We start from the raw sequence: 24,308 nt of genomic DNA, 5'->3' as shown, positions 1-24,308 counted from the left end.
GTTGATCGTCGAGGTGGCCGATCATTGTCTCCCTGCGGAAGGCGGCGACTTCCTGAAGTCTCGGGTACTGCTTGATCTCGATCCGCCATCCCTGGTCGTCTGTCAGGTGCCAGTGAAACCGGTTCATTTTGTAGCCGGCCAGCAGGTCGATGTACTTCTTGATGAATGTTACCGGGAAAAAATGCCGGACGACATCCAGGTGCATTCCCCGATAGGAAAAGGCGGGGGCATCGTTGATCTCGACGCAGGGAAGAGTCAGGCCCGCTTGCCCGCCTGTCCAGGGCCGGGTCATCTGCTTGAGGGTCTGTAGGCCGTAGAAGACACCGGCCGCATCCCCGCCGCGAATCGCGATTCTCTCCGGTGTGGCGAAAAGGTCATAGGCTTCAGCCGCCAGCGCCGGTTCGGTGGTCAGATGGATCTCCCTGCAAGTTGGCGGCTGGGGCAGTCCGGTCGTCCGATCTCCCAACCAGAGTTGCAGGTGGCGGGCAGCGGGTTCAAGTTCCCGGGCTCCGGGCGGATATACGATTGTTGTGCCGGCACTCAGCGTGGTGGTGCCCGCGAGCCGCTTCGCGTGTTGTGGGAGTGGGATGAGGGATGAATCGCGCATTCCAATTGTCTTCTCTTTTCTCGGTCCTTCATTCGGCTCGGACTGCATGGGAAATCGGATCGGGAAAGTCCCGCAACATGGCGCACTATTGGATAGTGATCGAGTACAAACGAAACGCTAGTTGCGAAATTGTCATTTTTTGTTTCGAAAAGATCCTACTCTCCTAAAAGCCACGGATGGGCGGGCATTCGGCATGGGAGCAGAACAGAGATGATCAACGGCAAGCCGGGCACTACAATCGGTCAGTCCCGGGGAAGGCAACGGACGACAGGGCTTTTCGGTGGAGTCTGTCGACGGTGTGCTTTCTGGAACTCCCTCGGGCTGACCCCGAACTGTTTCTTGAATGTCCGGCTGAAGTGGGAGGGCTCCATGTGGATGATCTTGCCGACGGAACCGATGTCGAAATTCATCAGCAACAGGGCGGAGGCCCGGTTGAGTTTTCTTTCCCTGATGACTTCGATCACGGTCTTCTCGAGGAGGCGCGAGAAATACCGTCGCAAGGACCTTTCCGAGATTCCGATCGCCCCGGCGATCTCGGCCACCTGAATCGGATTGCGGATGTTGACATCAATATAGTCGACCGCCCGTGCGACGCTGGCTTTTTCCAGAGTACCCTCGTTTTCGGGTCGGCTGGGCGAAAAGGAGGACAGCAGCTCAGTCAGGAAGGATCCGAGCGCACGCGTGACCACCCAGTTCATTTCCAGGTCCCGGCTGAAAATCTGCAGATACCCTAGAAGCCGGCGGTGACCGCCGGCGTGAACGCGCGTTGAGTTCCGGATACTGGATATGAGTCTCTCCCGCTCTCCTGAGAAGGACCCGGTGTGGCCGGAATGAATAACAAACGCGAAGAAAACGAGCTGAAGGTCCCGTGTCTGCATGGAGGAAATCTCGTGCTTGGCGTTGGGCAGGGCCAGGATGACATCCCCCGGCTGCAGGGGGTAGTCGACTCCTTCGCAGCGATAGTTTCCTCTTCCAGCCGTGATCAGGCAAACCTCGTGGAAGTCGTGAGAGTGAAGGCCATTGGTCGGGTTCTGGTCAAACGAACAATAGCCTCCGGTTCGTGCGTTGAGGAGGAATCGTCCATAGTTTTCCTGCCATTCGACCGGATCGAGGAACGGTATCATTGGCCGAAATAGTCAATAATTTGACCGGTGATGCAATAGCCCTGTTTGTGATTGGATGGTATGATTTTCCATCATCTCAGGGTAAACCAAGAAAGAGGGCTGACGAAAATGGATTCTTCAATCAAAGAACAATTTGAAAGGGACGGCTTCTATCGCGCGGAGAGGGTTTTCTCCACGGCCGAAATGGACAAGCTGGAAAGACACTTTGATGCGATTGTAGACCAACTCAGGGACAACGGAGAAGCGGTTAACGCGCGCTGGAAAGGGAGTGCGGTCGACCAGATTGACCAGGGACAGGTCACCGAACTCTACCACACCCATAACGTGCAGAAGTTCTCCGCCGCCTGGATGCAAGCGTGGTTACATCCTCGTTTCCTCTCCGTTGCCCGGGAGATTCTCGGTCGGGATATTATCCTGCATCATTCGAAGCTTTTTCAGAAACCCGCCGAGAAAGGCGCTCCCTTTCCCATTCACCAGGACTGGTCCTATTTCCCGATGCAAAAGGACACGATGATCGCCGGAGTTGTGCATGTCTCAGATGCCAGCGAGGAGATGGGTTGTCTTCGGGTCTACCCTGGAACACATCGACTGGGGCGAATGGAAGAGTCCGATGGAAAAAACCCGAGCAAGACGTTGAGCGACTATCCACTTGAAAAGGCTGTTCCGGTCGAATGCAGGAGAGGGGATGTTCTCTTCTTCCACTATTTCACGCTTCACGGGTCGATGTCGAACCGATCCGCCCGGATTCGCAAGACGGTTCTCGCCCAGTTGCACTCGGGCGACGACCGGATGGATGAATGCCACCACCATCCCAATGAACAACTGACCCTGTCGGGATTCAATCGGACCATGAAGCGGTCCTTGGCTGCGAAGACAACGGGCGAGCGATAGTCCGGGATTTGGGGCTTCGCGATGGCATGACTCGAGAGATTCAATGATCAACGCTCTCTGTTGTGGGCCGCCGAACGGACGGGTGCCACATTTTGAGTTGAGTTTCCTGCTGACGATGGAGGCATTCGGGAGAATCCATCCGTCCCATCGATGCTACCGCCAGTGGCTGCAGATGTCGGCGGCGGAGCAGGATCTCCACCGGAGGGACGTGGCGGACCTGCACCTCGCCGTGGCCCGTCGGTTCGAACAGGCGGGAATCCTCTTCCATGCGCCTGGCGGTTGGTGCCAGGAGGATCTTCGCCTCTCTGTCCTGCACCTGAGGGAATTGTCCAATCTCGACTATCTGGTCCTTCTGCACGGGGATGCCACCTATGCGATCCCCTCCGGGGCCGAGATGATGGATTTTGTCAGCCGACTTGCGGATGAGCCGGAGGCGATGAAGAACGAGGCGCAGCGACGGGTCGATGCGGCCTTGGCTCGTGCCGGCACGATAAAGGAATGGGGTTTGGTTGACGGATTTTGCCTTTGCGCGGATTATTGCTTCAACGACAACCCGTTTCTCTCTCCTGCCATGTTCGGGGAGTTTGTGACTCCCTTTCTGCATCAGCTCGTCAAGGGCTACAGGGATATGGGTTTCTACGTGATCAAACACACCGACGGCAATATCATGCCGATCGTTCACGATCTGCTTGATGCGAACCCACACGCTCTGCACAGCCTCGATCCGCAGGGGGGGGTGGATTTGGCGCGGATGAAGCGCCTGGTCACTGGGAGGGTGTGTCTGATCGGGAACGTGAACTGTGGGCTCCTGCAGAGTGGAACGGAAGAGGAGGTGGTGGAGGACGTCCGGCGTTCATTGCGGGAAGGTCTGCCTGGAGGAGGTTATATTTTCGGCACCAGTAATTGCATTTTCACCGGATTGCCGCTTCACAGGTATGCCCTCATGATGGATATTTGGAGAAGAGAAGGGGTCTATGACTGAACGTCCCAACATTATCTGGGTATTTGGCGACCAGCATCGCGGATGTGCGACAGGTTTTGCCGGAGACCCCAATCTTCACACGCCCAATCTGGATCGGATGGCCGCGGAAGGCACCGTCTTCAGGAACGCCGTGGCGGGAACTCCGCTGTGCAGCCCGTTTCGTGGATCGCTGCTGACAGGGCGCTATCCTCATCAGTGCGTCCCGGGCCACGAAGATCCACTTCCAGACGGAATGCCCACCGTAGCGGACGCCTTCAATGCAGCCGGGTATGACACCGCCTGGTTTGGCAAGTGGCACATCGACGGGTTCAAGGAAAAAGTGGGGCGGGCCGCGTTCCATACCGTTCCCCGCAACCGCCGGGGAGGGTTCAAGCGCTGGATGGGGTACGAAAACAACCTTGTGCCCTTTGATTGCTGGGTGCACGGACATGATGGAGACGGAACCGAGGTGGATCATTTTCGTTTGAAGGGGTACGAGACCGACGAAATGACCAGTCTGTTGATTCGGTATCTCGAAGAACAATCCGTACCGGCGCGTGTGGGCAGGGACAGGCATCCGGACCGACAGGCCAGTTCACCTCCCTTCTTTTGCGCTCTCTCGGTGATCCCTCCACATAATCCGTTCATCGCCCCTGAACACTGGATGCAACGGCATACGCCGGGAACGATCCAACTCCGTCCCAATGTGCCGCCCTATGATACGATCCGCCGCGAGGCCTCCAGGCAACTGGCCGGTTACTACGCGATGATTGAGAACCTCGACCACAATCTTGGCCGTATTCGTCACGCGTTGGACCGGCTGGGGCTTTTCGAGAATACCATTCTAATGTTTTTTTCCGATCACGGAGAAATGTTGGGATCCCACGGACAGATGCGAAAAACAAGCGTCTATCAGAATCATTGCAAATCCCCTTCGTGGTTGGGAGGAATTCCATTTTATGAAACCGAGGGGCTCGTGAAGCCTCAAGTCCTTAACCACCCCATCAATCATGTCGATGTCGCGGCAACCTCGCTTGGCCTCTGTGGAATCGAACCACCGGCCGCCATGCAAGGGTTCAATTACGCTCCCCAGATTTCGTGGACCACCAGTGAGGCCGCCCGACCTCCGGATAGCGCCTATCTGCAATACTGCCGGCCCTCTAGATTCGGCCACTGTGTGGATCGACCCTGGCGGGGCCTCATAACCGAGGATGGTTGGAAGTATGCGTGTTTCGAGAATCAACCGTGGGTCCTCTTTGACCTGAACGCGGATCCCTTCGAACTGAATAACCTGGCCTATTACCGGTCAAGCCACCGACGCCGTGGTCAGTTGCAGGCTCAACTTGCGGAATGGATTGAACGGGTGGACGACACGTTTCCTTTACCTTCAACAAATGGAAACCGCTGAGGTATTCACGCATGGATCCTGATGGATCCGTCAAGAGGCGGCGGGCGATGCGTTGAAGACCGGCTGATCATGGACGGCATTCACGGGGTCGACGGGTTGCCGGATTACCGCCGACCGACGGTCTGGTCGTGGGTGGACAGATTGTCGGGTGAGTTTGGGTGGCCTGCATGCAGGCCGCCGCACGGGGCCGATGCGAACGTGATCTACCGTCCCGGATGGTGGTGGTCGTAGATTTCCGGGTAGATTTCCTGAAAGCGGACCCAGGTGTCTCTTTCCGCGTCAGGATCATTGGAGCGGACAATGTTCAACGTGATCTGGAGTTCCTTCAGTGCGGTATCGAATCGACTCTTGGTGCAGTTGAATCGGGCGATGGATTCTTTCCGCAGTGCAGTGGTATCGAGGAGATCGGTTCGGATCACTTCGTAGATCTGCCGGGCAAGTCGACGGCAGTCGTGAAGCTCCTTGTGTGCTTCCGGGTAATGGACATCCCGGAGGTAGTCGAGGGTCATGAGAACGGCGGATCCTCCCTTGATCTTTCCGTAGAAGATCTCATCCGGGTATTCCGCGGGCAGACGGTTCTTCCAATTCCAGACCGCGCCGATTTTTTCTCCCCAGCCGCTCTCGCCGGGCCGACGATCGGGCAGGTCGACGGCGTCCCAGAGAGACGGAAGGCTTCCCGTCTTGTCAGAAAACAGACTGCAGAGGCGCACCTGCTTCACGAACCTGCGTGCCTCCGGGAGGGTTTTGATTTTCATCGGTCAGGTCGGTGAGACGGCAGGTTCTCCGGCGGCAGGCACGCCTTGGGAATCCAGCCCCGATGTTCACCCGAGGTGACAAGTACCCAGCCACCGTATTCCTCTTCCAGTGCAATGGCATCACCGGCGCTCACCGACAGTTCCATGCCATCATAACTGCGGCGTGCAGTCGCGGTTCCATCGGCTTGGTTGATGAGAAACCAGTCCGTCGGGAAATAGCCTTCAACGGCGTTCGGGTCGCGTCCGAAGAACCAGGCAGGGTTCCTGGAGTCGAATCGCTCAAAGACGACCTTTTCTCCCTCATGCACCCGTGGAGCGGATTCAAATGAACGTATGTGCGTCGATGCCGCGTTCATGATGCCGGCGGTTTGACTGCGTCGATGATGAGTGACGATTCTGCCGTTCTGGTTTCGTGAGTCGAGCTTCGATGAGCGATAGACCGGAGCAATGTCGGGATCCCAATCGTGCAATTGGAAGTTCCCATTCTCGTCGTGGTATTCCAGAAGTCTGACCTCAAATCCGGCGTTTTCAAAGACCCGGGTCAGTTCTCGGTAACCGTAGACGATCTTGTGGTCTGCGGCGGGGTGATCCGAGGGTCCCGGCCCTCCCGGCCGCACCATTCGCTGGTAGTCTTCATCCGGGAAATGTCGATCGGGCACGGCGATCCGGGCAAAGCCGCCCGGTTTCAGGTATTCGAAGAGTGTCCCTGCGGCGATCGCTCCCTCCTCAAGGGTCAGGTGTTCCAGCACAGGCTCACAGAGAAACGCCTCCGCCCCTGCTTCGCCGAAAACCGTTTCCACGATTCCTCGGCGACGAGGTTCAGTTCGTCGACCTGGGTGGCGATCCAGCCGTCCTATCGCTGATCGCCGGCTCCAATGATGACCTTCATCAGAACGCGGTGATCGATCGTCCACCGTGGCGTCCGGAGCACGCCTCAGGGCTTTTTGCGGATGAGGCCGATGACAAAGAGAAGGACGACCGCACCGGCGGTGGCGGTGACGATCGGGCCGATCCACTCGCCGCCGAGTGAGATTCCGAGGACTCCGAAGAGCCATCCACCAAGGACGGCACCGAGGACGCCCACGATGATGTTGCCGAGAATGCCGAAGCCTCCTCCCTTGATGATCAGACCGGCCAGCCATCCGGCCACGCCTCCGATGATGATGAATACGATGAATTGGTTGAGGTCCATGGTCTCTCTCCTGGTTTTCGGGTTTATGCGGAACGGGCTCCGACTGGTCTCCGTGGAATCGGTCCACAGGCTGGGAAGAACTTTCTGGTGGGGGTCATTTACTCCTGCTGATTCAGTTCGTCGAAGATCGCCCGGACTTCGGCATGGAGGCTCTCGGGGACTTCGAGTTGGCCCCAGCCCTTCTGCGATTGAAAAATCCCCCCGTAGGCGAGGTCATCGTAGCTTCGGATGAAGTGGGGAATCTCACGCTCGGTCAGAATTCCCCCCATGAGTTGGGCCTGGATTTCATTGTCCAGGACGAGGACTTTTCGTAGCGATTCCATTTTGCAGGGTTGATTGAACTGGTGAGGTGAAAGGCGAAAGATTTGAGGATCGGGGCGAAATGAACGGCCGGGAGGAAAGGCCACTCAGGTCACGGCAAAGCGACTCTCCAGACAAGGGCAGAGCCACGCCGGGCATCCCGGAGGAGGCCGATCTCCCGCTCCAGTCGGCCGACCCATTCCGGGCACGGGCGTTTGTAGGGGAGGTTCAGTGACTGCTGAAGTTCCTTCCAGGTCTTCCCGGAGGGGCTCCTTTTCAGGTCGGCCTGGATCGAATCCCTGAATTCGACGTAGCTCATGACTGGCGCTCCAGAAGACCATTGATGTGAAGTCGGAGTCCGATCTCGATGGGAGTCGCGGGAACATGAAGGCCGGCGGCCGCGAGCGGACTGAGGTCGTAAATCCGGTGGCAGAGAGAAGGCGCAAGTTCGGGGTGCTCAGCCAGGGCGGAGGCCACCGGAAGATCCTCGATCTCGAGGGGAACTCCCAGCGTGTCGGCGATGATCCGGTAGTAGTGCCACGATTCGATGATGTCGGGTCCCGCTGTGTTGAAGATGCCTCCCGCGGCTTTCCTGTTTCCGCTCGCGCTGAGGATTGTCTCGCAGAGATCGTCCGCTCGAATCGGCTGCTGCAGGAAACGTCCGCCGCCGACCAGACGGATCGCTTCGCGGGCGCGGATGCGATGGATGATCCGGGGATCGCGTTGGTGCATGGGAAGGCAGCCGAGCTCCGACCTGGGGCCGTAGATGTGACAGGGACGCACGATGGTCCAGGCCATCCCGCCGGTATCGGCATTCTGGAGAGCGATTTCGCATTCCCGCTTTTTCAATCCGTAGGCTGGAAGGGCGTCTTCCGGTCGCACATAGTCCCCGGTCTCTGCCGGTTGGGGAAACCTGCGGCGGGATGGATGGTAAACAAGATCCGTGGAGACGAAGACGAAATGGCGCGCCCGGCTGCGGAAAAGCTCGATGTCATGGCGCATGTCCGCCTCGTCGAAGCAGATGCAGTCAACAACAAGGTCCCAGACCTGGTCCTGACCAGCGATGACCGCGCTCAGGGCGGTGTGGTCTTTACGATCGGCGATGAGCGGGGTGACGCCTTCGGGAACGGGCTTGTTTCCCCGGGTGACAATCCAGACGGTATGCCCTTTGCCGAGGGCGACCAGTGCCAGGGTTCCGCTGAGATGGCCGCTCCCTCCGATGATCAGCGTGTTCATGATGGCGGGACAGTCCGGAGGTGGATGATGCGCTCCCGTTTCACTCTCTTCCGGTGCCGTCCTGATTCACGATAATCAGTTTGTCCGTGTCGAAACCCCTGCTGCGGGCGGTTTCCAGCAGTTCCTTCATCAGACCGGCATCCATGGTCGGGGTCCGCGAAAGCAACCAGAGGTAATCGGTACTCGGGCCGGCGACCAGGGCATACTGGTAGTCCGCTTCGTCCAATTCGAAGACGATGTAGGACCCATAGAACGGCCCGAAGAAGGAGACTTTCAGGTAGCCCAATGTTTCTTCCTCGACGAAGTAGGCCCGTCCCTCGGCTTCCTTCCATGCGCCCTTCGTCACGGAATAGCCACGGTTGAGGACCCTGACCCCGCCGTCCTCGCGCAGCGAATATTCGGCCGTCACCTGTTCAAGTCCGCGCTCAAACGAATGATCGAGGCGGGCGATTTCGTACCATTTCCCCAGGTAACGCTCGAGTTCAAACCCGCGGACGGGTTCGATGTTCTCCGGCAGGCCGAGGCATCCTCCGAGCAGGAGGGGGAAAAGGGCGATGAGAAATCGGCGCATGAGGGGAGGCGGATGGTCATGAAACAAAACGTAGCAGACTACGTTTTGTTTCATGATGAAAAAGAATACGGTCTATACTACGGTTTGTTTTTGATCGCGATCGGCACGGTCGGCGGCACCCGGACGGCCCGCGGGGGTTCATTCGAGGTTGAAGCTGACGCGCGGTTCGCCGGACTGGGCCGACAGGGCCGCGGGATCCTCCGGTGCCACCACGAAGAGCCGGTCGGGCGAGATCCCACCGACGGTTTCGAGGGACGACCGGATCGCTTCGGCGCGGGCGTCGGCGAGTTTTCTCAGATCTTCATCGGCGACCTGGAGGGTCTCGAGGAGGCGGGATTCCATCTGGGTGACCGTGAGGTCGGGAGCAGGCGCGGCGTCGGTCTGTTCGGGGACGGCGATGTCGGAGGGTCCGGGTTCAGGAACGGGCTCGGCAACCGGAGCGGGTGCCGGAGTCCCCGACGGCTGCGAATCCGAGGAGCCGGACTTGCCGGAAAACACCCGGCCGAGATAGGCGAAGATCCCGCCACCTTCCGATTTTGCGGGTTCCCCGGCGGCTGGCGCGGCGGCAGCGGTTGCCGGTGTCGACGGTCTTGGTGCTTTCCCGGAGGTCTTGGCGGAAGTGACCCCCGGGTCGACCGCCTCATCGGGGAAGGTCAGGTTGAAGGCGTGGACGACGAGACGATCCCGGTCCTCAGGGGTGAGGACGACTTCATCCAGGATGATGGCTTTGTTTCCGGCGTCCTTCAGTTCGCGCCAGCGGATGACGCGCAGGTTGTCGTCGAGTTGACTCGTCTTGAGCAGAGTGGCTTCGGCCGCTCCTCCGGCACCGCCGACAATCTCGACATTGAGGGTGGGGCGCTCGTTGAGCGCTTTCGCGAGCACCTCGATTTTTTTCGAGGCTTCGGCGTCCAGTTCGATACTCCCGGCCGGGAAGCTGACAAAGCTGAGGTCGACATCCGATCCGCCCGGAATCAGACCGCCGAGCATCGAGAACGGCGAAGTCACCAGTTTGGTGATGACATTGACGATGGCAGCCGTGATGACGCGGCCGAAACCGAATTCGGGATCATTGAGATTCCCGGATACCGGAATATCGAGGTTGATGACGCCGTCCCTGTCTTTCATCAGGGAGATGGCGAGCGGGATGGGCAGCTTGAGGGCGTCCTCGCTTTCCACCTTCTCGCCGAGGGTCAACTGGTCGATGACGACGATATTTTCTCCCTCGAGGTCCGCCTGGGAGATCTTGTATTTGAAGTCGAAGGACAATTTCCCTTTCTGGAGGGCGTAGCCGGCGTACTTGCCGAAATAGGGACTGACGGCGGTCAGGTTGAAGTCCTTGAAGGTCATGGCCACATCGCTGTATCGATCCTCAATCAGCGGGTTGATCTTGCCGGTGACGGCCAGCCGGGTGCCGCCGGTCAGGCTGCCGGCCAGGTCGAGGTCGGCCCGGGCGAGTTCTTCAGAAGAGAGTCCGGAGATGGTTCCCGAGAGAGTCTCCATGCCGATGGTGACGGACGGCGTAACCGAGCGGTCGGTGACGAGGGCTCCGGCGTTTTCGAGATTGATCGCCCCGATGGTGATCGGGAAAGGCAGGACCAGCCCGGTGGGTGCGTCGGAGGCTTCGGCGGTGGACGGCTCCGCTTCGCTCTCCGTCTCCTCGGCCGGCGTCTCGTCCCGGCTTACTCGAAGTGCCTGCAGCAGGTTGATGGAACCGTCCTCATTCATCAGGATGGTGGCTCGGGGGTCGACCAGGGTGATCGATCCGATTTCGACGGACATCGGTTCGAGTTCGGCCTTCAGCCCCTGGAAATCCATCCGGGTCAGGGTGACGAGATCCTGTTCGAGATCGCCACCGACGAGACGGATCGCATTCAGTTGGATGTCACCCTGGAAGCCGCCTGCGGGTTTATCACCTTCGAGGTTCGCAATGGCCTGTCCGGTTACCGTCAGTCGTCCGCCCGCAAGGGCGATGTCGGCGAATTCCTTGAGATAGGGATTTCCGGGCTTCAGGGCGAGGTCTGCGATCTTGAGAGTCAGCATTGAACTGATCGGTTGGACGATGGCGGTTCCGTCCACGGTGATTGATCCGCCCGACCGGACCTCCGCTCCCAGGCTCACGGTGACCGGTTCACCGGGCTCGCTGCGGATATCGACGGCGCTGAGGCGGACGTTGTCGAGATCGAATGCGGCCGGGGTGGGCGCGGTCTCATCGATCAACTCAATGGTGAACCCATTCAGATTGACCGAGTGGACATGATAACTTGGGGAGGGCGTCTCCGCATCGATCGGCGCGGTCGGAGGAGCGGTCTCCCCGTCAACCGACCCGGGCGAGAAAACGGATTCATTGACCAGGGTGATCAAGTCGATCTGGCCGTCTTGAAGCCGCTTTGCGTTGAGGGTGCCATCCTGGAAAACGATGGCATCGACCTCGAGCCGCCGGGTGAGGGCGTCGACATTGGCGCCGGCAATCGAGCCTTTGGCAACCGAAAGCACGGGGCTCTGGTCGGAACCACGGACAACCTCGAGGTTCTCCATGGTGATGGCGGCGTCTTCAAGGCGCATCACCCCTTCGGCTCCGGAGGAGTACTCGTAGTTTCCGGTCACTGCGACGGTTCCGCGGACAATGTTGGTTTCGAGGACAATGTCGTAGAACGGCTCATACTTCGGCATGGAGAAGCCGCTGATCACGAATGCCCCCTTGGATCGCAGGGGTTGAAGGCGACAAAGCCCTTCCAGGAGAATGCTTCGCCGGATTCGGAGGTGGCCGAGAAGGCGTAGGGGGCGTCGGATTCGCCGCCGGTGTGGAAGCCGGTAATGTCGAAAGTGATGGGGGCAATGACCGAGGTGAAATCGGCCGAGCGCGAAAGGTCGGTAACGGAGATCGAACCATCGGTGACCTTGAAATCGTCGATCTTGAGGACCTTGGGTGGAGAGTCCGGGTCCGGTTCTGCGTCGGCGATGGCGGTTACCTGGTTGATGAGGTCGGCGACATTGAGTGAACCGTCTTTGTTGATCTGAAAGCGGAAATAGGGTCGGGCGAGGTCGAGAATGCTCAGGTGGTAGGTGCCCCGGAAGAGAAAGGAGAAGATCTCGACATTGGCGTGGGCCCGATCGAAGGAGAGGAGCTTCTCCCCGTCGGTGTCGGTGACTTCGAATCCTTCCATCGTCCCGGAGAGAGAGAACGGGTTGAGCTTGAGGGTATCGAGCCGGGTTTCGCGGCCCGTCAATTCCGAGACGGTTTCGACGATGCGCGGGCGGGCCAGCCACGGGACGATGACGAATCCGGCAAGGGCATAGAGGCCGACCAGAACTGAAGCAGTGGTCAGGAAGATGCGCAGCCGGGAGCTGAAAAGAAACCAGGTGATTGAGGCGATCATGATTTTCTGGAGATGTATCCTAAACGGAAAAGAGTGGACCGCACCCCTTTTTTTCGGTTCGTGGCACCGCAGTCCATGGGTCCCGCCGACCGCGGTCCTTCCGGATTCCGACCCGCGGAATGACCGGATATCTTAAGGAAGCCCGGAATACTTCGGCGCGGGTTGCCGAGCAGCCGAATCCCTTTACGGTCAAAGTCGTGAACAGAACCGGAGTAACTGTCTTTGGGTTGGTATTCGTGTGGATGGCTTCGATGCTTCCGGCGGCGGAACCGGCTCTCTTGCCGAGGACGGTGGACGATTTTGCGGTCCCTCAGCCCGGACGTTCCTTTGTCTTTCCCCGGGATCACGGAAGCCATCCGGAATTCCGGATCGAGTGGTGGTACCTGACAGGGCACCTTTGGTCCGATGCGGGGAAACGGTATGGTTTCCAGGCCACGTTCTTCCGACAGGCGGGACCTCGGGAAAACCATCCGGAGAGTCGCGGGGGTGCGTTCGGTTCGTCGGACCTCTATCTGGCCCATTCCGCCCTGCTGGATATCGCCTCGGGGCAGTTTCTGCACGAGGAGCGCCTCAATCGGGAGGGATGGGACGCGTTTTCTTCGACCGAGACGCTTGATCTGCAGAATGGCAACTGGTCGTTGACGATGGTGGATTCCTCTGAAGAACGCATGCACCTGCTGGCGTCGGTTCGGGCCGAGGCTTCCCTCAATCTCGAGTTGGTGCCGGCCAAACCAAAGATCTTCTTCGGCCGGGACGGTGTTTCCCGCAAGGGTTCGGACCCTACCGCCGCCAGCCACTATATCACCTTTCCGCGCCTCAACGTGTCGGGCGTCCTCACCATTGAGGGTGCCGAGGTCGCGGTCACGGGACAGGCATGGATGGACCACGAGATCAGCAGCAGTCAGCTTTCCGGAGGTCAGGTCGGCTGGGATTGGGTGAGCATTCAGCTGGAGGACGGTCGGGAGATCATGGCCTATCGGTTGCGGCTGGAGGACGGTCGTTCGGATCCGTTTTCGACGCTGGCCTGGGTGGGTTCTGACGGAATGGTCACCCATTTGGGCGTCGATCAATTCCAGTGGGAGGCGCTGGATTGGTGGCAGAGCCCGCAGACGGGCGGGCGTTATCCGATCGCCTACAGACTCCGGACGACCGATCCGGTGACGGATCGCGAGGTGGTCTTCGAGGTCCGTCCCTTGGCGCGGGTCCAGGAGCTTTCCGGAGGGATTGGCGGCATTGCCTACTGGGAAGGGGCGGGCCGGGTTCTTGACGAAGCGGGCAAGGAGGTCGGATCGGCCTATACGGAACTGACCGGCTATGCGGAGAGTATGGAAGGAAGGCTCTGAGACTGCGGAGGTCAAAGGGCGAAGGGGCAAGAGGACGGGACCGCGGCACAGCGATTCGGCAGGCTCAGGGCGCAGCGCAGTGGCTCCACTTCAGGTGAGGTAGTGCAGGAGCGTGACATCGAGGAGGCGGCCGTGCTTTTCGCCGGCCTGGCGCATGATGCCGATGATTTCGAAACCGTTGCGCTGGTGGAGCGCCCGGCTGCGGTCGTTTTCAACGCTGATCCGGGCCATGATGCACCGGTGTCCGAGATCTTCACCTGCCTCTAGGATCCGGCGGAGCAGTTGGGATCCGATGCCTTTGGCGGTCATTCCGGGTTGGACATAGATGGAAAGTTCAACGGTGTTCTGGTACCCGCCATGATGCGACCAGGGACTCAGCGAGGCCCACCCGACAACCTTGTCCCCGACCGTGGCCACGAGGACAGGATGGCGGTCGCTGCGGTTTTCCAGCCAGATTGTCCCGGCCTCGGCGGAGCGCGGTTCGAGGTCGAATGTGGCGGTTGAATGGGCGACATAGTGGTTGTAGACCTCGAGGATGGCGGGGAGATCTGCGCGAGTAGCGGGTCGGATGGAGGCTTGCATTGAGAAAAAGGGGGCGGTCTGAAGGTCGGAGAATTGAAGGTGGAAAGACCCATGGGGCTGATTGGAGGATCGACCGCCATCGTCCAGTGTCGTCTTCTCAGGTCGGATTCCGCAGGGGGGGGTGACCGTGGAGTGATGGCCGGATGCCGGCGGGCTCCTCGTGCTCGATAAGGGCCGCGAGTTCTTCGACGTTGTGGCAGATGGAGTCGATCCTGTCCTCAGCAAGGACCATGAACGCGGTGGCGAGGGCGTCCGCCCAGGTGGCGTTCCGGGCGCAGACCCAGGTGCGACGGGTCGGCAGCATTCGGGATGGATCGACCGGGTCGCAGATGTGCTCGCCCAAGCTACCCGTGCCCGAGGCGCCGAGCGCGGCCTGGCAGAGGGTAATGCGAAATGAACTGCTGCCGGTTCCCAGGCCGACCGGCCAGCCCGCAATCCCCTCCGGTGGGTCGAGGGCGAGGATGCTGCTGCCGCCTCCGATGAGGCATGCCCGGCGGATCCCCCAGTCCTCGAGGAGACTGACCAATCGATCGAGGGCGAAGCCTTTGCCGATTCCACCGAGGTCGATGTCGGTGTGGTCGGCCGCCTTTCGAACACTGGACGATTTGGGATCAAGGACGAGGGCCGGCAGGCCCGACCCCAGGGAGACATCGAAGGCTCCATAAGTCACGGTGTGCAGTTCGACGGCCTCGTGCAGGCAGGCCCAGGCATCTGCTCCCAGGTGGATCGATTGCCCGGCCGGAGCCCGGTTGAGGCGACTGATATCACCGCCATCAACGAAGCGGCTCAGGCAGGTTTCCAGCCGGTCCAGCTCGTCAAAGGAGGCCCGGGCGGCCTGGCGTGCGTAGGCCCCGTCAGGATGATCGATGACCATCTCGAAGGTGGTGTTCATTGCCCGGTGCCGCAGCCGATGGCACCGTTGCAGGGTATCCTCCGTCCCCGGGTCGATGGATTCACTCCACGGTCTTGACATAGGATTGCCAGAGATCCATCCGGGTCCGAAGAATGAGGACGACGCCGGGGCGGAGTCCGATGAACTCGGCCTGGTAGGCGTCCTTCAGGGAGGCTTCCACCCGGTCGTCGAGGCCGGCCGTCGAGATGACCACGTCCGCATCCGCATCGGGCGGCGGGGTGCTCCAGTATCCGGTCGCTGGATACATGCGGAGGTACCAGGGCAGTGGCCAGTATTCCTCGCCGATCACCTTGATGCGAAGCGGACGCCCGGCGACTTCCGAGAGGGCGCCGATCCGGAGGGGAGCCTTCAGGATGTCTGTCACCGTCTGCACATAGGCGTAGGGATTGCGCGGATCCGCGGCATAGGGTCCGCAGGCCCGGCGGGCCTGGAGGCCGAGGTGGGCGAGTCCCAAGGCGAGCCCCAATGCGCCGATGATGCCGAGGGCGTGCTGGCGGCCGAGAACGCGCAGGATAAGGGCGGCGCCGGAGCCGGCGAGGATGCAGAGGCCGAGCCCCGGGACGATGAGCAGCCAGGGAGTCTTGTAGGGAATGAGGCTGTAGACGACGAGTTGAACGATCGAGGCGGAACCGATCAATCGAAGGGAGTGATGGGCGGGGATGGTCCGGTCAGGGCCGGTCAGGGTCCGGACCCAACCGATTCCGGCAAGAACCAGAATGAGTGACTCCGACCAGAACCGGCCGGCCGCGGGTCCCCCGACGAGAAGCCCCAGGTAGTAAAGGAGGGGCTTCTGGTGTTCGGGCAGAGCGGCCTGTTCCGCGCCGTGGAGGTAGGCCCGGAAGGCATCGATGAAGCCGGCTGGATGCTCGAGGAAGGACGAGTGGAAGAGGAAGGAGACGAGGGTGCCGCAGAGCAGGGCTGCCAGAAGGTCACGAAACGGGTGTCGGTCCTGAAAGAGGACACGGAGCCGTGAGCGGGTAGCCTCCCGGTCGAGAAGCCCTTCAGCGATCAGGGCGATTGCCAGACTCAGACCAAGGATGAGGCAGGTCTCCTTGGTTGCATGAATCAGACCGGCAGCGAGTCCGAAAGCGGCCGCCGGGAGGGTTCCGGGTTTTCGGGCATAGGCCAGAAGGGCAAGGATGGCGAGCAGGGCGAAGAGAGCGAGGAGGGGCTCCTGAATGTAGTGGCGACTGAAATACGCCTGTAGGGGTGAAAGGGCCGCGAAGGCTGCGCCGAGAAGGGCATTGGCCGGCCCGATCGCCGGCGCGAGGAGAAGGACGGCGACGATGGTTGCAACGCCGGCGAGGGCCGGGAGTAACCTGAGGGAAAGCTCACTCAGTCCGGCCAGGGTCTTTTCTCCTCGGACCCGGGCGATCGGCAGATCGAGGAAGTAGAGCGAGGGACCGTGGTGGCCTTCGGGATCATACCGGTAGTCCCCCGTCTCGAGAAGCAGTCCGGTCTTGTAGCCCTGGACCGCCTCATCGTTGTGCAGGGGTTTGTCGGTCAGTCCGCTGAAGCGAAGCCAGGAAGCCGCGACAATCAACAGGACAATCGCGAAGACTTCCGGCAGTCGTTTACCCGACTGGTATCCCAAAGACTTCAACCTCGATATAGTGGTTCATGCCGTCAGCGGTGCTCCCATTGCTGTAGAGGCGAACGTAGCGGCCCCGGACACCTTTGGCATCGATGAGGCGGCCGTCGTAGGACTCGATGTAGGGGCGGTCGGAGCCGACGCCCAAACCCGCGGAATTGTCGTTGTCGTTGTTGAAGATCGTTCTGACGCCGCTCTTGAATTCCGGATCGTCAGCCACCTGGACCACGACATCGTGATAGACCCGGGGTGAAGCATGGTAATGCCAGACAATCACGGCGCTGATGGCGGCCTCTTTCTCGAGATCGATCTGGACATATTGGAGTTCGGGACCGAGTTCGACGAAGTAGCCGTCGGTTCCCTCCTTGTCTCCGTCGGTCAGGTACTCGAGTTCACCGATGACCGGCCATTCATCGCTGCCGGTCACTTCCTTGCCCGCCGCCAGGTTGGTGGTTCCGGCCGGAACCATGAAGTCGGGACGTTTTCCCTGTCGCAGGGGTTCGAGGTTGGGCACCTTGATCGGCTTGGGCGTGCCGACGAAAAGCGGCTTGGGCAATTCGGTCTCGAGCGGGACTTCGTCGGCGGCGGTCAGCGACTGACCGAGCGGCAGGAGGGCGAGGAGGGCAAGGGTGGAGAGGGCGGTGTGGAGGCGTGATGGTGTCATGGGAATGGCAGTGGATCAGATTCCGGGTGAGTCAGACTGGGTTGGGACGATTCTTCGAGTCGGAACCGGTACTTGGTGTTTGTTCATTCGTCAGGTGTAGACGCCCCAGTCTCTTGGGGCGTGTCGTCGTGGATTTGCGGCAAGAGACTGCCGCCGCTACAAATCGTGATCCGTCATGCATCACCCATAGGTTAGGACCATTCAGGTTCAGACCACGAAGTCGGAGGCCTTGAAATCGAGTTTTCGTTCCGCGGCAACGGCTTCGTTGACCTTGAGGACGGTGACGCAGGAGGCGTAGCCCTGCTCCCCGGGGCAATTGAGGGGAACTCCGTGACGAATTGCGTCGAAGAAGTTCTCCAGGTGCGGCTGATGGATGGCCTTGTTCAATTCGATCGGGATCTTCCAGGCGGCCAGCTGGGCGGTCTCCCGGGCATCGACGACGACAGATCTCTTTTTCTCCCAGGGTTTGGGGTCGTCGGCGCTTCCGGAACGGATAATATAGCCCTTCCTGACCCACTCATCCCAATCGGGGGCATGCGCCTCCTGGTAGGCGGCGGTGATCTTCGGGTTTTCCGAGATCTTGAGTGACCCGTCCGTACCCATGAAGTATTCGAAGTATCCGCCGCCGGCGCTGGTCGTGGTCAGCACCTGGTAGAAGGCCCGGACCATCCCTTCGGAAGTGGGGAACTCGTAGATGGCCATGACATTGTCATACCATTCGTGGTTCTTGTAGTAGTCGATCCCGCCGCCGGCCATGACCGAGGACGGATTGGCACCGAGGAACCAGTTGAAAATATCGATCTGGTGGGCTCCGAGGTCGGAAATCGGCCCGCCGCCATACTTGCGATACCAGCGCCAGTTGCGGTACTCGTGCATATTGGCGTAGCCGTAACGCGCGAGGGTGTCCTGATCCATGGTGTATTTCTCGGGCCAACCAAGGTCCTCGGTCACGGCCCGGTTCCATTGGGCGTTGACGTTGGTGATCCGGCCGAGCAGGCGGGCCTCCCCGAGCAGGTTGTGCAGGGCGTGCTGATACCGGGGATTGCTTCGTCGCTGGTGTCCGATCTGCAGCAGCCTGCCGGTTTCCTGCGAGGTTTTCACCATGCGGCGGGCGGCCTCGGCCGTGTTGGACATGAGTTTCTCGCAGTAGACGTGATGGCCGGCTTCCATGCAGGCGATGGCGTGCTCCGCGTGGACGAAATCGGGTGTGGCCACGATGACCGCATCGAGGTCGGGTTCTTTGGCCAGCATGTCGCGGTAGTCGGTATAGGCGGTGACGGCATGTCCGTTCTTTCCGAGGTAGCGTTCACCGTAACGCTGGCTGTATTCCCAGATATCGCAGACCGCCTTGAAGCGGATGCCGGGAATGCCGAGGGCCGCATCGATGAGGACCCGGCCCTGGGCGCCGGTTCCGATGATGGCCACGTTGAGGTCCTCACCTTTGGCCTTGGAATTCTGCGCGAAGGCGGGGATGGGGTTGGCCATCATCATACCGGCACCGGCCGCGACGCCCGAGCGGATGAAAGCGCGCCGCGAAAGGGCGCTCGGCGGTGTAGGGTTCTGTCCGTCGTCCGAGATGGGCATGGGCACTGTTCAGTTCCGGGTGAGGGCGAAGCGGTTGTGTGAAACAAGGAGCAGGCCACCCGCACAGAGGATGACGTGGATGGCCAGCCAGGCGACTCCGCCGGATTCCTCGACTGCCATCAGGCCAACGGAAAGGGAGAGGAAGGTCAGGCCGTTGAGGATGAGCATCAACCTCGATTTGACTCCGAGGAGGAGGAGGATGCCGAGAACCACGAGAAGGTGGCCCAGGGTATAGGCATAGGGAAGGGTCATCCAGGAGGGCAGAAAGGATGACGAGGCGATCCCTTCGCCCATTCTCCGCATGTTGGCGTAGTAATTCTCCATGCTGTAAACGCCATCGAGCTCGAACTTCTCGATTCCGGCGATGAGGGCGCGGAAGCCGAGGAACAGACGGATGAGCATGAACGCCCAGGTGGCGTCGGACCAGCCGATGATCGGTTTGGTGGATACGTCTTTTTCAGTCATAGGAAACGCGGGTGGTGGAGGTTGCCATGAGTGGGCTGGGAGATCAGGGAAGCTGGGAGTCTTCGGAGAGGGCTTCGGAAACAACGGCGGCGGCGGCCCGGGCTTCCCCGGCCAGTTCGGGATCATCGAGGAATCCCTGAATGATCTCAAGGGCAGCCGGAGTCGGCCGTTCCGAGGCGGCCTCGATGATCATGTTCTTTTCTTCCCGGCTCTGCGCCAAGGGAGCGACCGATGCGATGATGTCGACTGCATCGTCGGCCTTCCAGTTTGGCAGCTTTTCGGAGAGCCTGAGGACTGAGCGAATAAAGACAGTGCGGCTGGATGGGTCGTCCGTCCCGGCGGTCAGGATCCGCAGGGTCTCGAGGTAGCGTGAATCGGTGGTGGTGGCGAGAATGCCCTGGACCGTTTCGCGTTCCGCTGGCGGGCCGTTCCGGAAGACGTCGAGAAACTTGGCGGATGCCTCGGGACCGCCGATCGCCCCGGCGATTCGCAGCAGGGACAGCCGATTGTCCGGTCCGGCGGCCGCATAGGAACCGAGGACCGGGTCGAGGGAGGGCGGGCTCAGATCGGAGCGATTCATCGCTGCCGCGACCGCCTGCTCCACTCCCCGGCGAAATCCCGAAGGGACCAGGTCGAGCAGAGCGATGAGCTCGGGCACGTCGGACGGTTCCGCCAACGACGCCAGGGCTCTGACCGATTCGCGTCCGATTTTATCCGGGCGAAGGGCGGCTTCGAGCATGAAGGGGACGGCCGCCCGGTTGCTGCGATCCCCCAGGATGCCGGCCAGTTCCGAAGCGGGAGGTTCCTCAAATGTGCGGTAGCGTCGAAGAAGTTCGACATCGACCTCGAGCTGAGGGAGGCGGACGAGGGCTGTCCGGGCGGCGCGCGATTCTTCCTTCCCGGCCTGGAGACGGGCGATGAGCAGATTTACTTCCTCGGGTGAACCGAGGACGCCGAGGGCCTCGAGGGCGGCCGCCCGGAAATCCGTATCGTCGGAATTGGTCAGGGAAAGAATGGCGGACCGGGCAGCGATGTCTCCGCGGGCGACCAGCGCTTCGAGCAGGGCGACGGTGGGAATCCCCGGCGATGTCATCAGTGCGGCGAATCGGCGGGTTGCGTCCGCCGGTTGTGCGGCGGCCACCAGACTGAGGCCGCCGGCGATCAGTTCCGGCTCGCCGCTTTCCAGCATGCGGATGGATACGTCTGCCGAGTTTTCCGGAATGGTTCGAGCGAGAAGCAGGTAGGCCGCCAGACGAATCTGGACCGGGTAGGATGGAGCAATCAGGAGTTCTGCAATCGCCCCGGCGGTGTTGGTGAAGTCCTTCCTTCGCAGGGATTCTCCAATCAGGAGAAGGGCGTCCAGTTGGTCGTTCTCGACCTCAGGGTCAACCGACGTCTCGATCAGGGCGGCGGCGGCTTCGATGTTGCCGGTCTCTGCAAGTGCCCGCAGGGCCGCCCGGGCCGTCGGGAGGTCTGCGGAGGAAGCGAGGGCGGCCAGGGGTTCGACCGCTTCCAGGGCATGTCGATGACCGAGGGAGCCGATCATACCGATCCTCATTTCGCCCCGGGTTTCGCGAACGGCGGCCAGAAGAATGGGATTGACCAGGGGGGAATCCAGATCCTGAAGAACCCTCCGGGCAGAGAAAGAGAGGACCGGATCGGTCAGGAGCCGGCCGACCGGTTCGACGGAGGCGGGGCCGGCCGCGAGTTCGAGCAGGGCGAGGATCTCGACCCGGGCCGCCTGGGTCGCTCCCGGGTTCTGGAGAAGGAGAAGCAGCAGATCCTCGGTTGCGCGTTTCTCCTCAGGCGAGGCCCCCCGGAGTGATTCGGCGGCGTCGGCAAACGCGGAAAAGTCGTCCCCTGCCGTATAGGTGAGCACCGCCGTATCCAGCGGGGCAGGCGGGTTGGGCCCGGTTGGCGCGGATTGGCTTCCCACCGTGTTCAGGGCAAGCCCACAGGCGGTGAAGAGAATGGCGGCCAGCCGGCCGGAGATTCGAGTGGCCATTTTCAGAGAATCCAGGGTTCGCGGCAGGCGCGGCCGAGCAGAGCGGACGCACCGGGATCATTGACGATTTCTTCCGTTTCCGGATTCCAGCGAATCCGGCGGCCGGTCAGCATGGCGATCTGTCCGAGATGGCCGACACTGGCCGAGCGATGGGCGACCTCGGCGGGGGTGATGGTGAGCTGGCGGTTCCTCACGCAGTCGATGAAATTGCCCCGATGGTCGCGGCTGGCGTAGAGTCTTGATTCGCCCGGAACAATCCGCTCGTGAATGAGACCGGCGGGTTCGGAGGCAATTCCGCCTCGAGTGACCCAGATCCAGCCTTTGTCGCCGATCCAGCGAACCCCGACACCCTTGGGCAGTTGCGCCCCGTTGGCGACGGTCATTTCGACCCCGTTGGCGTAGCGGCAGACAAAACGGTAGGCGATGGGCGCGTCATAAAGGGCGCCGCCCGGAAACTCGCCGACACCCTCGATTGAGACGGGACCGGTCCGGTCGAGGCCGAGGCCCCAGTGGGCGATGTCGGCATGGTGTCCGATCCAGTCGAGCATCTGACCGCCGCCCCAGTCGAGGACCCAGCGCCAGTCCCAGTGGGACACGCCGCGGTAGGGGGTCCAGGGAGCGGGGCCGAGCCAGCGGTTCCAGTCGAGATTCCCGGGCACTTCCTGGACCGGCGGATCCTCCCGGAAGGTGCCGTTGGGCAGTCCGACCTCGACCGTATGCACTTTTCCAATACGTCCGTTGTGGACGAGCTCGGCCGCGTGGTGGAAATCTTCCTCGGATCGCTGCCAGCTGCCCGTCTGCCAGACCCGGCCGTAACGCTGAACGGCGTCGCACATGGCCCGGCCGGCCCGGAGATCGTGCGAGAAGGGTTTTTCGCCGTAGATATCGAGCCCGGCCCGGGCGGCGGCGATGGCGACGAGGGCATGCCAATGATCCGGGGTGGCCAGGGATACGGCGTCGAGTCCCGGGTGGGCGATGAGTTCCTGGAAATCGGCGTAAGCGGCGCAGTCGCCGGTTCCGTTTTCGTTATTGACGGTCTGGCGCGCCCGTTCGAGTCGCAGGCTGTCGACATCGCAGACGGCGACGACCTGGACGTCGTCGCGGCCAAGGAATCCCCGGAGATTGCTTGTCCCCATATTCCCCATGCCCACCGCACCGAGGACGATCCGGTTGCTCGGAGCATTGGCGCCGAAGACGGATGACGGGACGATGGTGGGGAAGGCAAAGACGGCTCCGGCCCCGGCGAGTGAACGCTTGAGAAAGGAACGCCGGCTTAGGGTTTCCGGCGAGTGGGCGGAGCGATGGCGGGATCGGGGTTTTGTCATATGTCCCATCCGGGGCGGTAGTCGCGCTTGATGAATCGGTTGGCTTCCGGAACATTGGTCACCTGAAGATTGACCGGGTCCCACTCGAGGCGCCGGCGGGTCCGGAGGGCGAGATTGCCCAGCAGGACGGTTTCGGTGAAGGGACCCGAGTACTCGAAGTTGGATCCACAGACCGGACCGCCCTTGCAGGCTTCGATCCATTCCTGGAAATGGCCGCCCTTGACCCGATCGTATTTCCGGGGAATCTGGGCCCGGGCGACTTCCTGCATGCGGGCTTCGGGAGCGATCCGGACGGTTCCGGCATAAGTGTTGGTCACGATGGTGGCATCGTCGCCGATAATGAAGACTCCCCCGCCTTCATCGAATCGGTAGTCGGATGCGATCGTATCGGGAAGGGACGGCATGAGATTGCCGTCGTGCCAGACCGCTTTGACCGGTGGCATGGAACCACGGGCTGGGAACTGGTAGGTGATCATGGAAGCCTTGGGCGCACTTTCCTCGTTGACCGAAGTCGAGACCGCCTCGACCGAGGTGGGGGCACCCAGCTGAAGACCCCAGTAGGCCGCATCCATGATATGGCACGCCATGTCTCCGAGGGCACCGGTTCCGAAATCCCAGAATCCGCGCCAGTTGAACGGGACATAAGCCGGATCGTAAGGTCTTTCCGGAGCGACGCCGAGCCAGAGGTTCCAGTCGAGGGTCGCAGGGATAACCGGGATGCAGGTCGAGTGGTCGGGGCGATTGAGGCCCTGCGGCCAGATGGGCCGATTGGTCCAGAAATGGACCTCGCGGACGGGGCCGATGGCGCCGGCTTCGATCCATTCGCGGACGAGCCGGGTCCCCTCGAGTGCATGGCCCTGGTTGCCCATCTGGGTGACGACGCCGGCCTCTCTGGCTGCCAAGGTGAGCTGTCGGGCTTCCCAGATGCTGTGGGTGAGCGGTTTCTCGACGAGGACATGCTTGCCCAGGCGGATGGCGGCCATGGCTGCGGCAAAGTGCATATGATCGGGTGTTGAAACGGTAACGGCGTCGATTTCCGAACCGATCTCGTCGAACATTCTGCGAAAATCCCGATAGCGGAGGGCGCCGGGGATCATTTCAAAGGCCCCGGAGGCGCGTTCATCATCGACGTCGCAGAGGGCGACGACGTTCTCGTCTTTCATTCCCTCGACGGCGGACCAGCCGCGTCCACCCACTCCGATGCAGGCGACGCGCAGTTTCTTCGAATCCTCGTTGAGGATGGCGGGAGCGGCCGGACCGGGCTCACCCTGTGCCCTCAGGACGTTGGGAAGGACGGCCGGAATGGCGGCGGCAGCGGCTGCAGTCTTGATGAATGTTCGACGGGACACGGGGTCATCTTGCATGGCGGGAAGGGGGGTGGTGATTGCAGACGGCGATGTTGTGCGGGTGAGCG

The 24,308-nt window shown here is 61.1% G+C and carries 24 protein-coding genes; 4 read left to right on the top strand and 20 right to left on the bottom strand.

Translation table 11 applies throughout. The features are described from left to right. Positions 1-607: family 20 glycosylhydrolase (locus tag R3F07_13720; protein ID MEZ5277433.1), on the bottom strand; the 607-nt coding region annotated here is incomplete at its 3' end. Positions 608-849: 242 nt separating this feature from the next. After that, positions 850-1,731 (bottom strand): AraC family transcriptional regulator, encoded by an 882-nt coding sequence (locus tag R3F07_13715; GenBank protein MEZ5277432.1) that lies wholly within the window; start codon positions 1,729-1,731, stop codon positions 850-852. Positions 1,732-1,839: 108 nt separating this feature from the next. Here R3F07_13715 and R3F07_13710 point away from each other — a divergent pair, with 108 nt between their 5' ends. Genes R3F07_13710 through R3F07_13700 form a run of 3 tightly spaced genes read left to right on the top strand, consistent with a single transcriptional unit; the run spans position 1,840 to position 4,991 of the window. After that, positions 1,840-2,622: a phytanoyl-CoA dioxygenase family protein gene (locus R3F07_13710; protein MEZ5277431.1), complete on the top strand. Its 783-nt coding sequence runs from the start codon at positions 1,840-1,842 to the stop codon at positions 2,620-2,622. 43 nt (positions 2,623-2,665) lie between these two features. After that, the gene (locus tag R3F07_13705; protein MEZ5277430.1) at positions 2,666-3,604 is read left to right on the top strand and encodes a uroporphyrinogen decarboxylase family protein; all 939 of its coding nucleotides are present in this window, start codon (positions 2,666-2,668) and stop codon (positions 3,602-3,604) included. Beyond that, positions 3,597-4,991 carry a sulfatase gene (locus R3F07_13700; protein ID MEZ5277429.1) on the top strand — a complete coding sequence of 465 codons (1,395 nt, stop codon included), beginning with the start codon at positions 3,597-3,599 and terminating at the stop codon, positions 4,989-4,991. Before R3F07_13705 ends, R3F07_13700 begins: the two co-directional genes overlap by 8 nt. Before the next feature lie 203 nt (positions 4,992-5,194). Here the strand turns inward: R3F07_13700 and R3F07_13695 are convergent, their stop codons facing one another. The 9 genes from R3F07_13695 to R3F07_13655 all read right to left on the bottom strand — a co-directional run bounded on the left by R3F07_13695 (position 5,195) and on the right by R3F07_13655 (position 12,422). After that, on the bottom strand, positions 5,195-5,746 hold the full coding sequence (locus R3F07_13695) for a hypothetical protein (GenBank protein MEZ5277428.1): 552 nt from the start codon (positions 5,744-5,746) through the stop codon (positions 5,195-5,197). Beyond that, on the bottom strand, positions 5,743-6,546 hold the full coding sequence (locus R3F07_13690; protein MEZ5277427.1) for an SH3 domain-containing protein: 804 nt from the start codon (positions 6,544-6,546) through the stop codon (positions 5,743-5,745). Before R3F07_13690 ends, R3F07_13695 begins: the two co-directional genes overlap by 4 nt. Positions 6,547-6,680: 134 nt before the next feature. Then, positions 6,681-6,938: a GlsB/YeaQ/YmgE family stress response membrane protein gene (locus R3F07_13685; protein MEZ5277426.1), complete on the bottom strand. Its 258-nt coding sequence runs from the start codon at positions 6,936-6,938 to the stop codon at positions 6,681-6,683. Positions 6,939-7,036: 98 nt separating this feature from the next. Continuing rightward, positions 7,037-7,261, bottom strand: a complete 225-nt coding sequence (locus R3F07_13680) for a hypothetical protein (protein ID MEZ5277425.1) — start codon at positions 7,259-7,261, stop codon at positions 7,037-7,039. A gap of 89 nt (positions 7,262-7,350) precedes the next feature. Then, the gene (locus R3F07_13675) at positions 7,351-7,557 is read right to left on the bottom strand and encodes a hypothetical protein (GenBank protein ID MEZ5277424.1); all 207 of its coding nucleotides are present in this window, start codon (positions 7,555-7,557) and stop codon (positions 7,351-7,353) included. Next, positions 7,554-8,474 carry an NAD-dependent epimerase/dehydratase family protein gene (locus R3F07_13670; protein ID MEZ5277423.1) on the bottom strand — a complete coding sequence of 307 codons (921 nt, stop codon included), beginning with the start codon at positions 8,472-8,474 and terminating at the stop codon, positions 7,554-7,556. Before R3F07_13670 ends, R3F07_13675 begins: the two co-directional genes overlap by 4 nt. 40 nt (positions 8,475-8,514) lie before the next feature. Beyond that, entirely contained in the window at positions 8,515-9,099 is a 585-nt protein-coding gene (locus R3F07_13665) for a lipocalin family protein (GenBank protein MEZ5277422.1), read from the bottom strand. Positions 9,100-9,183: 84 nt separating this feature from the next. Then, entirely contained in the window at positions 9,184-11,715 is a 2,532-nt protein-coding gene (locus tag R3F07_13660; protein ID MEZ5277421.1) for a DUF748 domain-containing protein, read from the bottom strand. A gap of 14 nt (positions 11,716-11,729) precedes the next feature. Beyond that, positions 11,730-12,422 carry a DUF748 domain-containing protein gene (locus tag R3F07_13655; GenBank protein MEZ5277420.1) on the bottom strand — a complete coding sequence of 231 codons (693 nt, stop codon included), beginning with the start codon at positions 12,420-12,422 and terminating at the stop codon, positions 11,730-11,732. 242 nt (positions 12,423-12,664) lie between these two features. Here R3F07_13655 and R3F07_13650 point away from each other — a divergent pair, with 242 nt between their 5' ends. Continuing rightward, positions 12,665-13,765, top strand: coding sequence for a lipocalin-like domain-containing protein (locus R3F07_13650; protein ID MEZ5277419.1), 1,101 nt, complete (start codon positions 12,665-12,667; stop codon positions 13,763-13,765). 90 nt (positions 13,766-13,855) lie between these two features. On the opposite strand, the gene R3F07_13645 is transcribed toward R3F07_13650, so the two are convergent. The 9 genes from R3F07_13645 to R3F07_13605 form a co-directional block, all read right to left on the bottom strand. After that, positions 13,856-14,347, bottom strand: coding sequence for an N-acetyltransferase family protein (locus R3F07_13645; GenBank protein ID MEZ5277418.1), 492 nt, complete (start codon positions 14,345-14,347; stop codon positions 13,856-13,858). Positions 14,348-14,444: 97 nt separating this feature from the next. Continuing rightward, positions 14,445-15,239, bottom strand: a complete 795-nt coding sequence (locus R3F07_13640) for an FAD:protein FMN transferase (GenBank protein MEZ5277417.1) — start codon at positions 15,237-15,239, stop codon at positions 14,445-14,447. Between the two features lie 61 nt (positions 15,240-15,300). Continuing rightward, positions 15,301-16,863 (bottom strand): TIGR03663 family protein, encoded by a 1,563-nt coding sequence (locus R3F07_13635; GenBank protein MEZ5277416.1) that lies wholly within the window; start codon positions 16,861-16,863, stop codon positions 15,301-15,303. After that, positions 16,835-17,515 (bottom strand): hypothetical protein, encoded by a 681-nt coding sequence (locus tag R3F07_13630; protein MEZ5277415.1) that lies wholly within the window; start codon positions 17,513-17,515, stop codon positions 16,835-16,837. The genes R3F07_13635 and R3F07_13630 overlap by 29 nt, the downstream gene beginning before the upstream one ends. 207 nt (positions 17,516-17,722) lie before the next feature. Then, complete coding sequence (locus R3F07_13625; protein MEZ5277414.1) at positions 17,723-19,099, bottom strand: Gfo/Idh/MocA family oxidoreductase; 1,377 nt, start codon at positions 19,097-19,099, stop codon at positions 17,723-17,725. A gap of 9 nt (positions 19,100-19,108) precedes the next feature. Next, complete coding sequence (locus tag R3F07_13620; GenBank protein ID MEZ5277413.1) at positions 19,109-19,564, bottom strand: hypothetical protein; 456 nt, start codon at positions 19,562-19,564, stop codon at positions 19,109-19,111. 43 nt (positions 19,565-19,607) lie between these two features. Further along, on the bottom strand, positions 19,608-21,569 hold the full coding sequence (locus R3F07_13615) for a hypothetical protein (protein ID MEZ5277412.1): 1,962 nt from the start codon (positions 21,567-21,569) through the stop codon (positions 19,608-19,610). 2 nt (positions 21,570-21,571) lie between these two features. Then, a complete protein-coding gene (locus R3F07_13610) occupies positions 21,572-22,894 on the bottom strand; it encodes a Gfo/Idh/MocA family oxidoreductase (protein MEZ5277411.1) in 1,323 nt (440 codons plus the stop codon). Beyond that, positions 22,891-24,243: a Gfo/Idh/MocA family oxidoreductase gene (locus tag R3F07_13605; protein ID MEZ5277410.1), complete on the bottom strand. Its 1,353-nt coding sequence runs from the start codon at positions 24,241-24,243 to the stop codon at positions 22,891-22,893. The genes R3F07_13610 and R3F07_13605 overlap by 4 nt, the downstream gene beginning before the upstream one ends. Between the last annotated feature and the right edge of the window lie 65 nt (positions 24,244-24,308).

The sequence above is a fragment of the Opitutaceae bacterium genome (assembly GCA_041395105.1).
GTDB lineage: Bacteria > Verrucomicrobiota > Verrucomicrobiia > Opitutales > Opitutaceae > B12-G4.
Note: the sequence above shows the minus strand (reverse complement) of the source record. Positions and strands in the feature narration are given on the sequence as shown.

What these genes read in the sequence shown, in the direction of transcription:
- R3F07_13680 (MEZ5277425.1), bottom strand. Translation starts at nt 7,261, where the DNA reads ATGGAATCGCTACGAAAAGTCCTCGTCCTGGACAATGAAATCCAGGCC.
- R3F07_13630 (MEZ5277415.1), bottom strand. Translation starts at nt 17,515, where the DNA reads ATGACACCATCACGCCTCCACACCGCCCTCTCCACCCTTGCCCTCCTC.
- R3F07_13665 (MEZ5277422.1), bottom strand. Translation starts at nt 9,099, where the DNA reads ATGAAACAAAACGTAGTCTGCTACGTTTTGTTTCATGACCATCCGCCT.
- R3F07_13610 (MEZ5277411.1), bottom strand. Translation starts at nt 22,894, where the DNA reads ATGACAAAACCCCGATCCCGCCATCGCTCCGCCCACTCGCCGGAAACC.
- R3F07_13615 (MEZ5277412.1), bottom strand. Translation starts at nt 21,569, where the DNA reads ATGGCCACTCGAATCTCCGGCCGGCTGGCCGCCATTCTCTTCACCGCC.
- R3F07_13695 (MEZ5277428.1), bottom strand. Translation starts at nt 5,746, where the DNA reads ATGAAAATCAAAACCCTCCCGGAGGCACGCAGGTTCGTGAAGCAGGTG.
- R3F07_13710 (MEZ5277431.1), top strand. Translation starts at nt 1,840, where the DNA reads ATGGATTCTTCAATCAAAGAACAATTTGAAAGGGACGGCTTCTATCGC.
- R3F07_13700 (MEZ5277429.1), top strand. Translation starts at nt 3,597, where the DNA reads ATGACTGAACGTCCCAACATTATCTGGGTATTTGGCGACCAGCATCGC.
- R3F07_13655 (MEZ5277420.1), bottom strand. Translation starts at nt 12,422, where the DNA reads ATGATCGCCTCAATCACCTGGTTTCTTTTCAGCTCCCGGCTGCGCATC.
- R3F07_13670 (MEZ5277423.1), bottom strand. Translation starts at nt 8,474, where the DNA reads ATGAACACGCTGATCATCGGAGGGAGCGGCCATCTCAGCGGAACCCTG.
- R3F07_13715 (MEZ5277432.1), bottom strand. Translation starts at nt 1,731, where the DNA reads ATGATACCGTTCCTCGATCCGGTCGAATGGCAGGAAAACTATGGACGA.
- R3F07_13705 (MEZ5277430.1), top strand. Translation starts at nt 2,666, where the DNA reads ATGATCAACGCTCTCTGTTGTGGGCCGCCGAACGGACGGGTGCCACAT.
- R3F07_13640 (MEZ5277417.1), bottom strand. Translation starts at nt 15,239, where the DNA reads ATGAACACCACCTTCGAGATGGTCATCGATCATCCTGACGGGGCCTAC.
- R3F07_13645 (MEZ5277418.1), bottom strand. Translation starts at nt 14,347, where the DNA reads ATGCAAGCCTCCATCCGACCCGCTACTCGCGCAGATCTCCCCGCCATC.
- R3F07_13675 (MEZ5277424.1), bottom strand. Translation starts at nt 7,557, where the DNA reads ATGAGCTACGTCGAATTCAGGGATTCGATCCAGGCCGACCTGAAAAGG.
- R3F07_13660 (MEZ5277421.1), bottom strand. Translation starts at nt 11,715, where the DNA reads ATGCCGAAGTATGAGCCGTTCTACGACATTGTCCTCGAAACCAACATT.
- R3F07_13685 (MEZ5277426.1), bottom strand. Translation starts at nt 6,938, where the DNA reads ATGGACCTCAACCAATTCATCGTATTCATCATCATCGGAGGCGTGGCC.
- R3F07_13625 (MEZ5277414.1), bottom strand. Translation starts at nt 19,099, where the DNA reads ATGCCCATCTCGGACGACGGACAGAACCCTACACCGCCGAGCGCCCTT.
- R3F07_13620 (MEZ5277413.1), bottom strand. Translation starts at nt 19,564, where the DNA reads ATGACTGAAAAAGACGTATCCACCAAACCGATCATCGGCTGGTCCGAC.
- R3F07_13650 (MEZ5277419.1), top strand. Translation starts at nt 12,665, where the DNA reads ATGGCTTCGATGCTTCCGGCGGCGGAACCGGCTCTCTTGCCGAGGACG.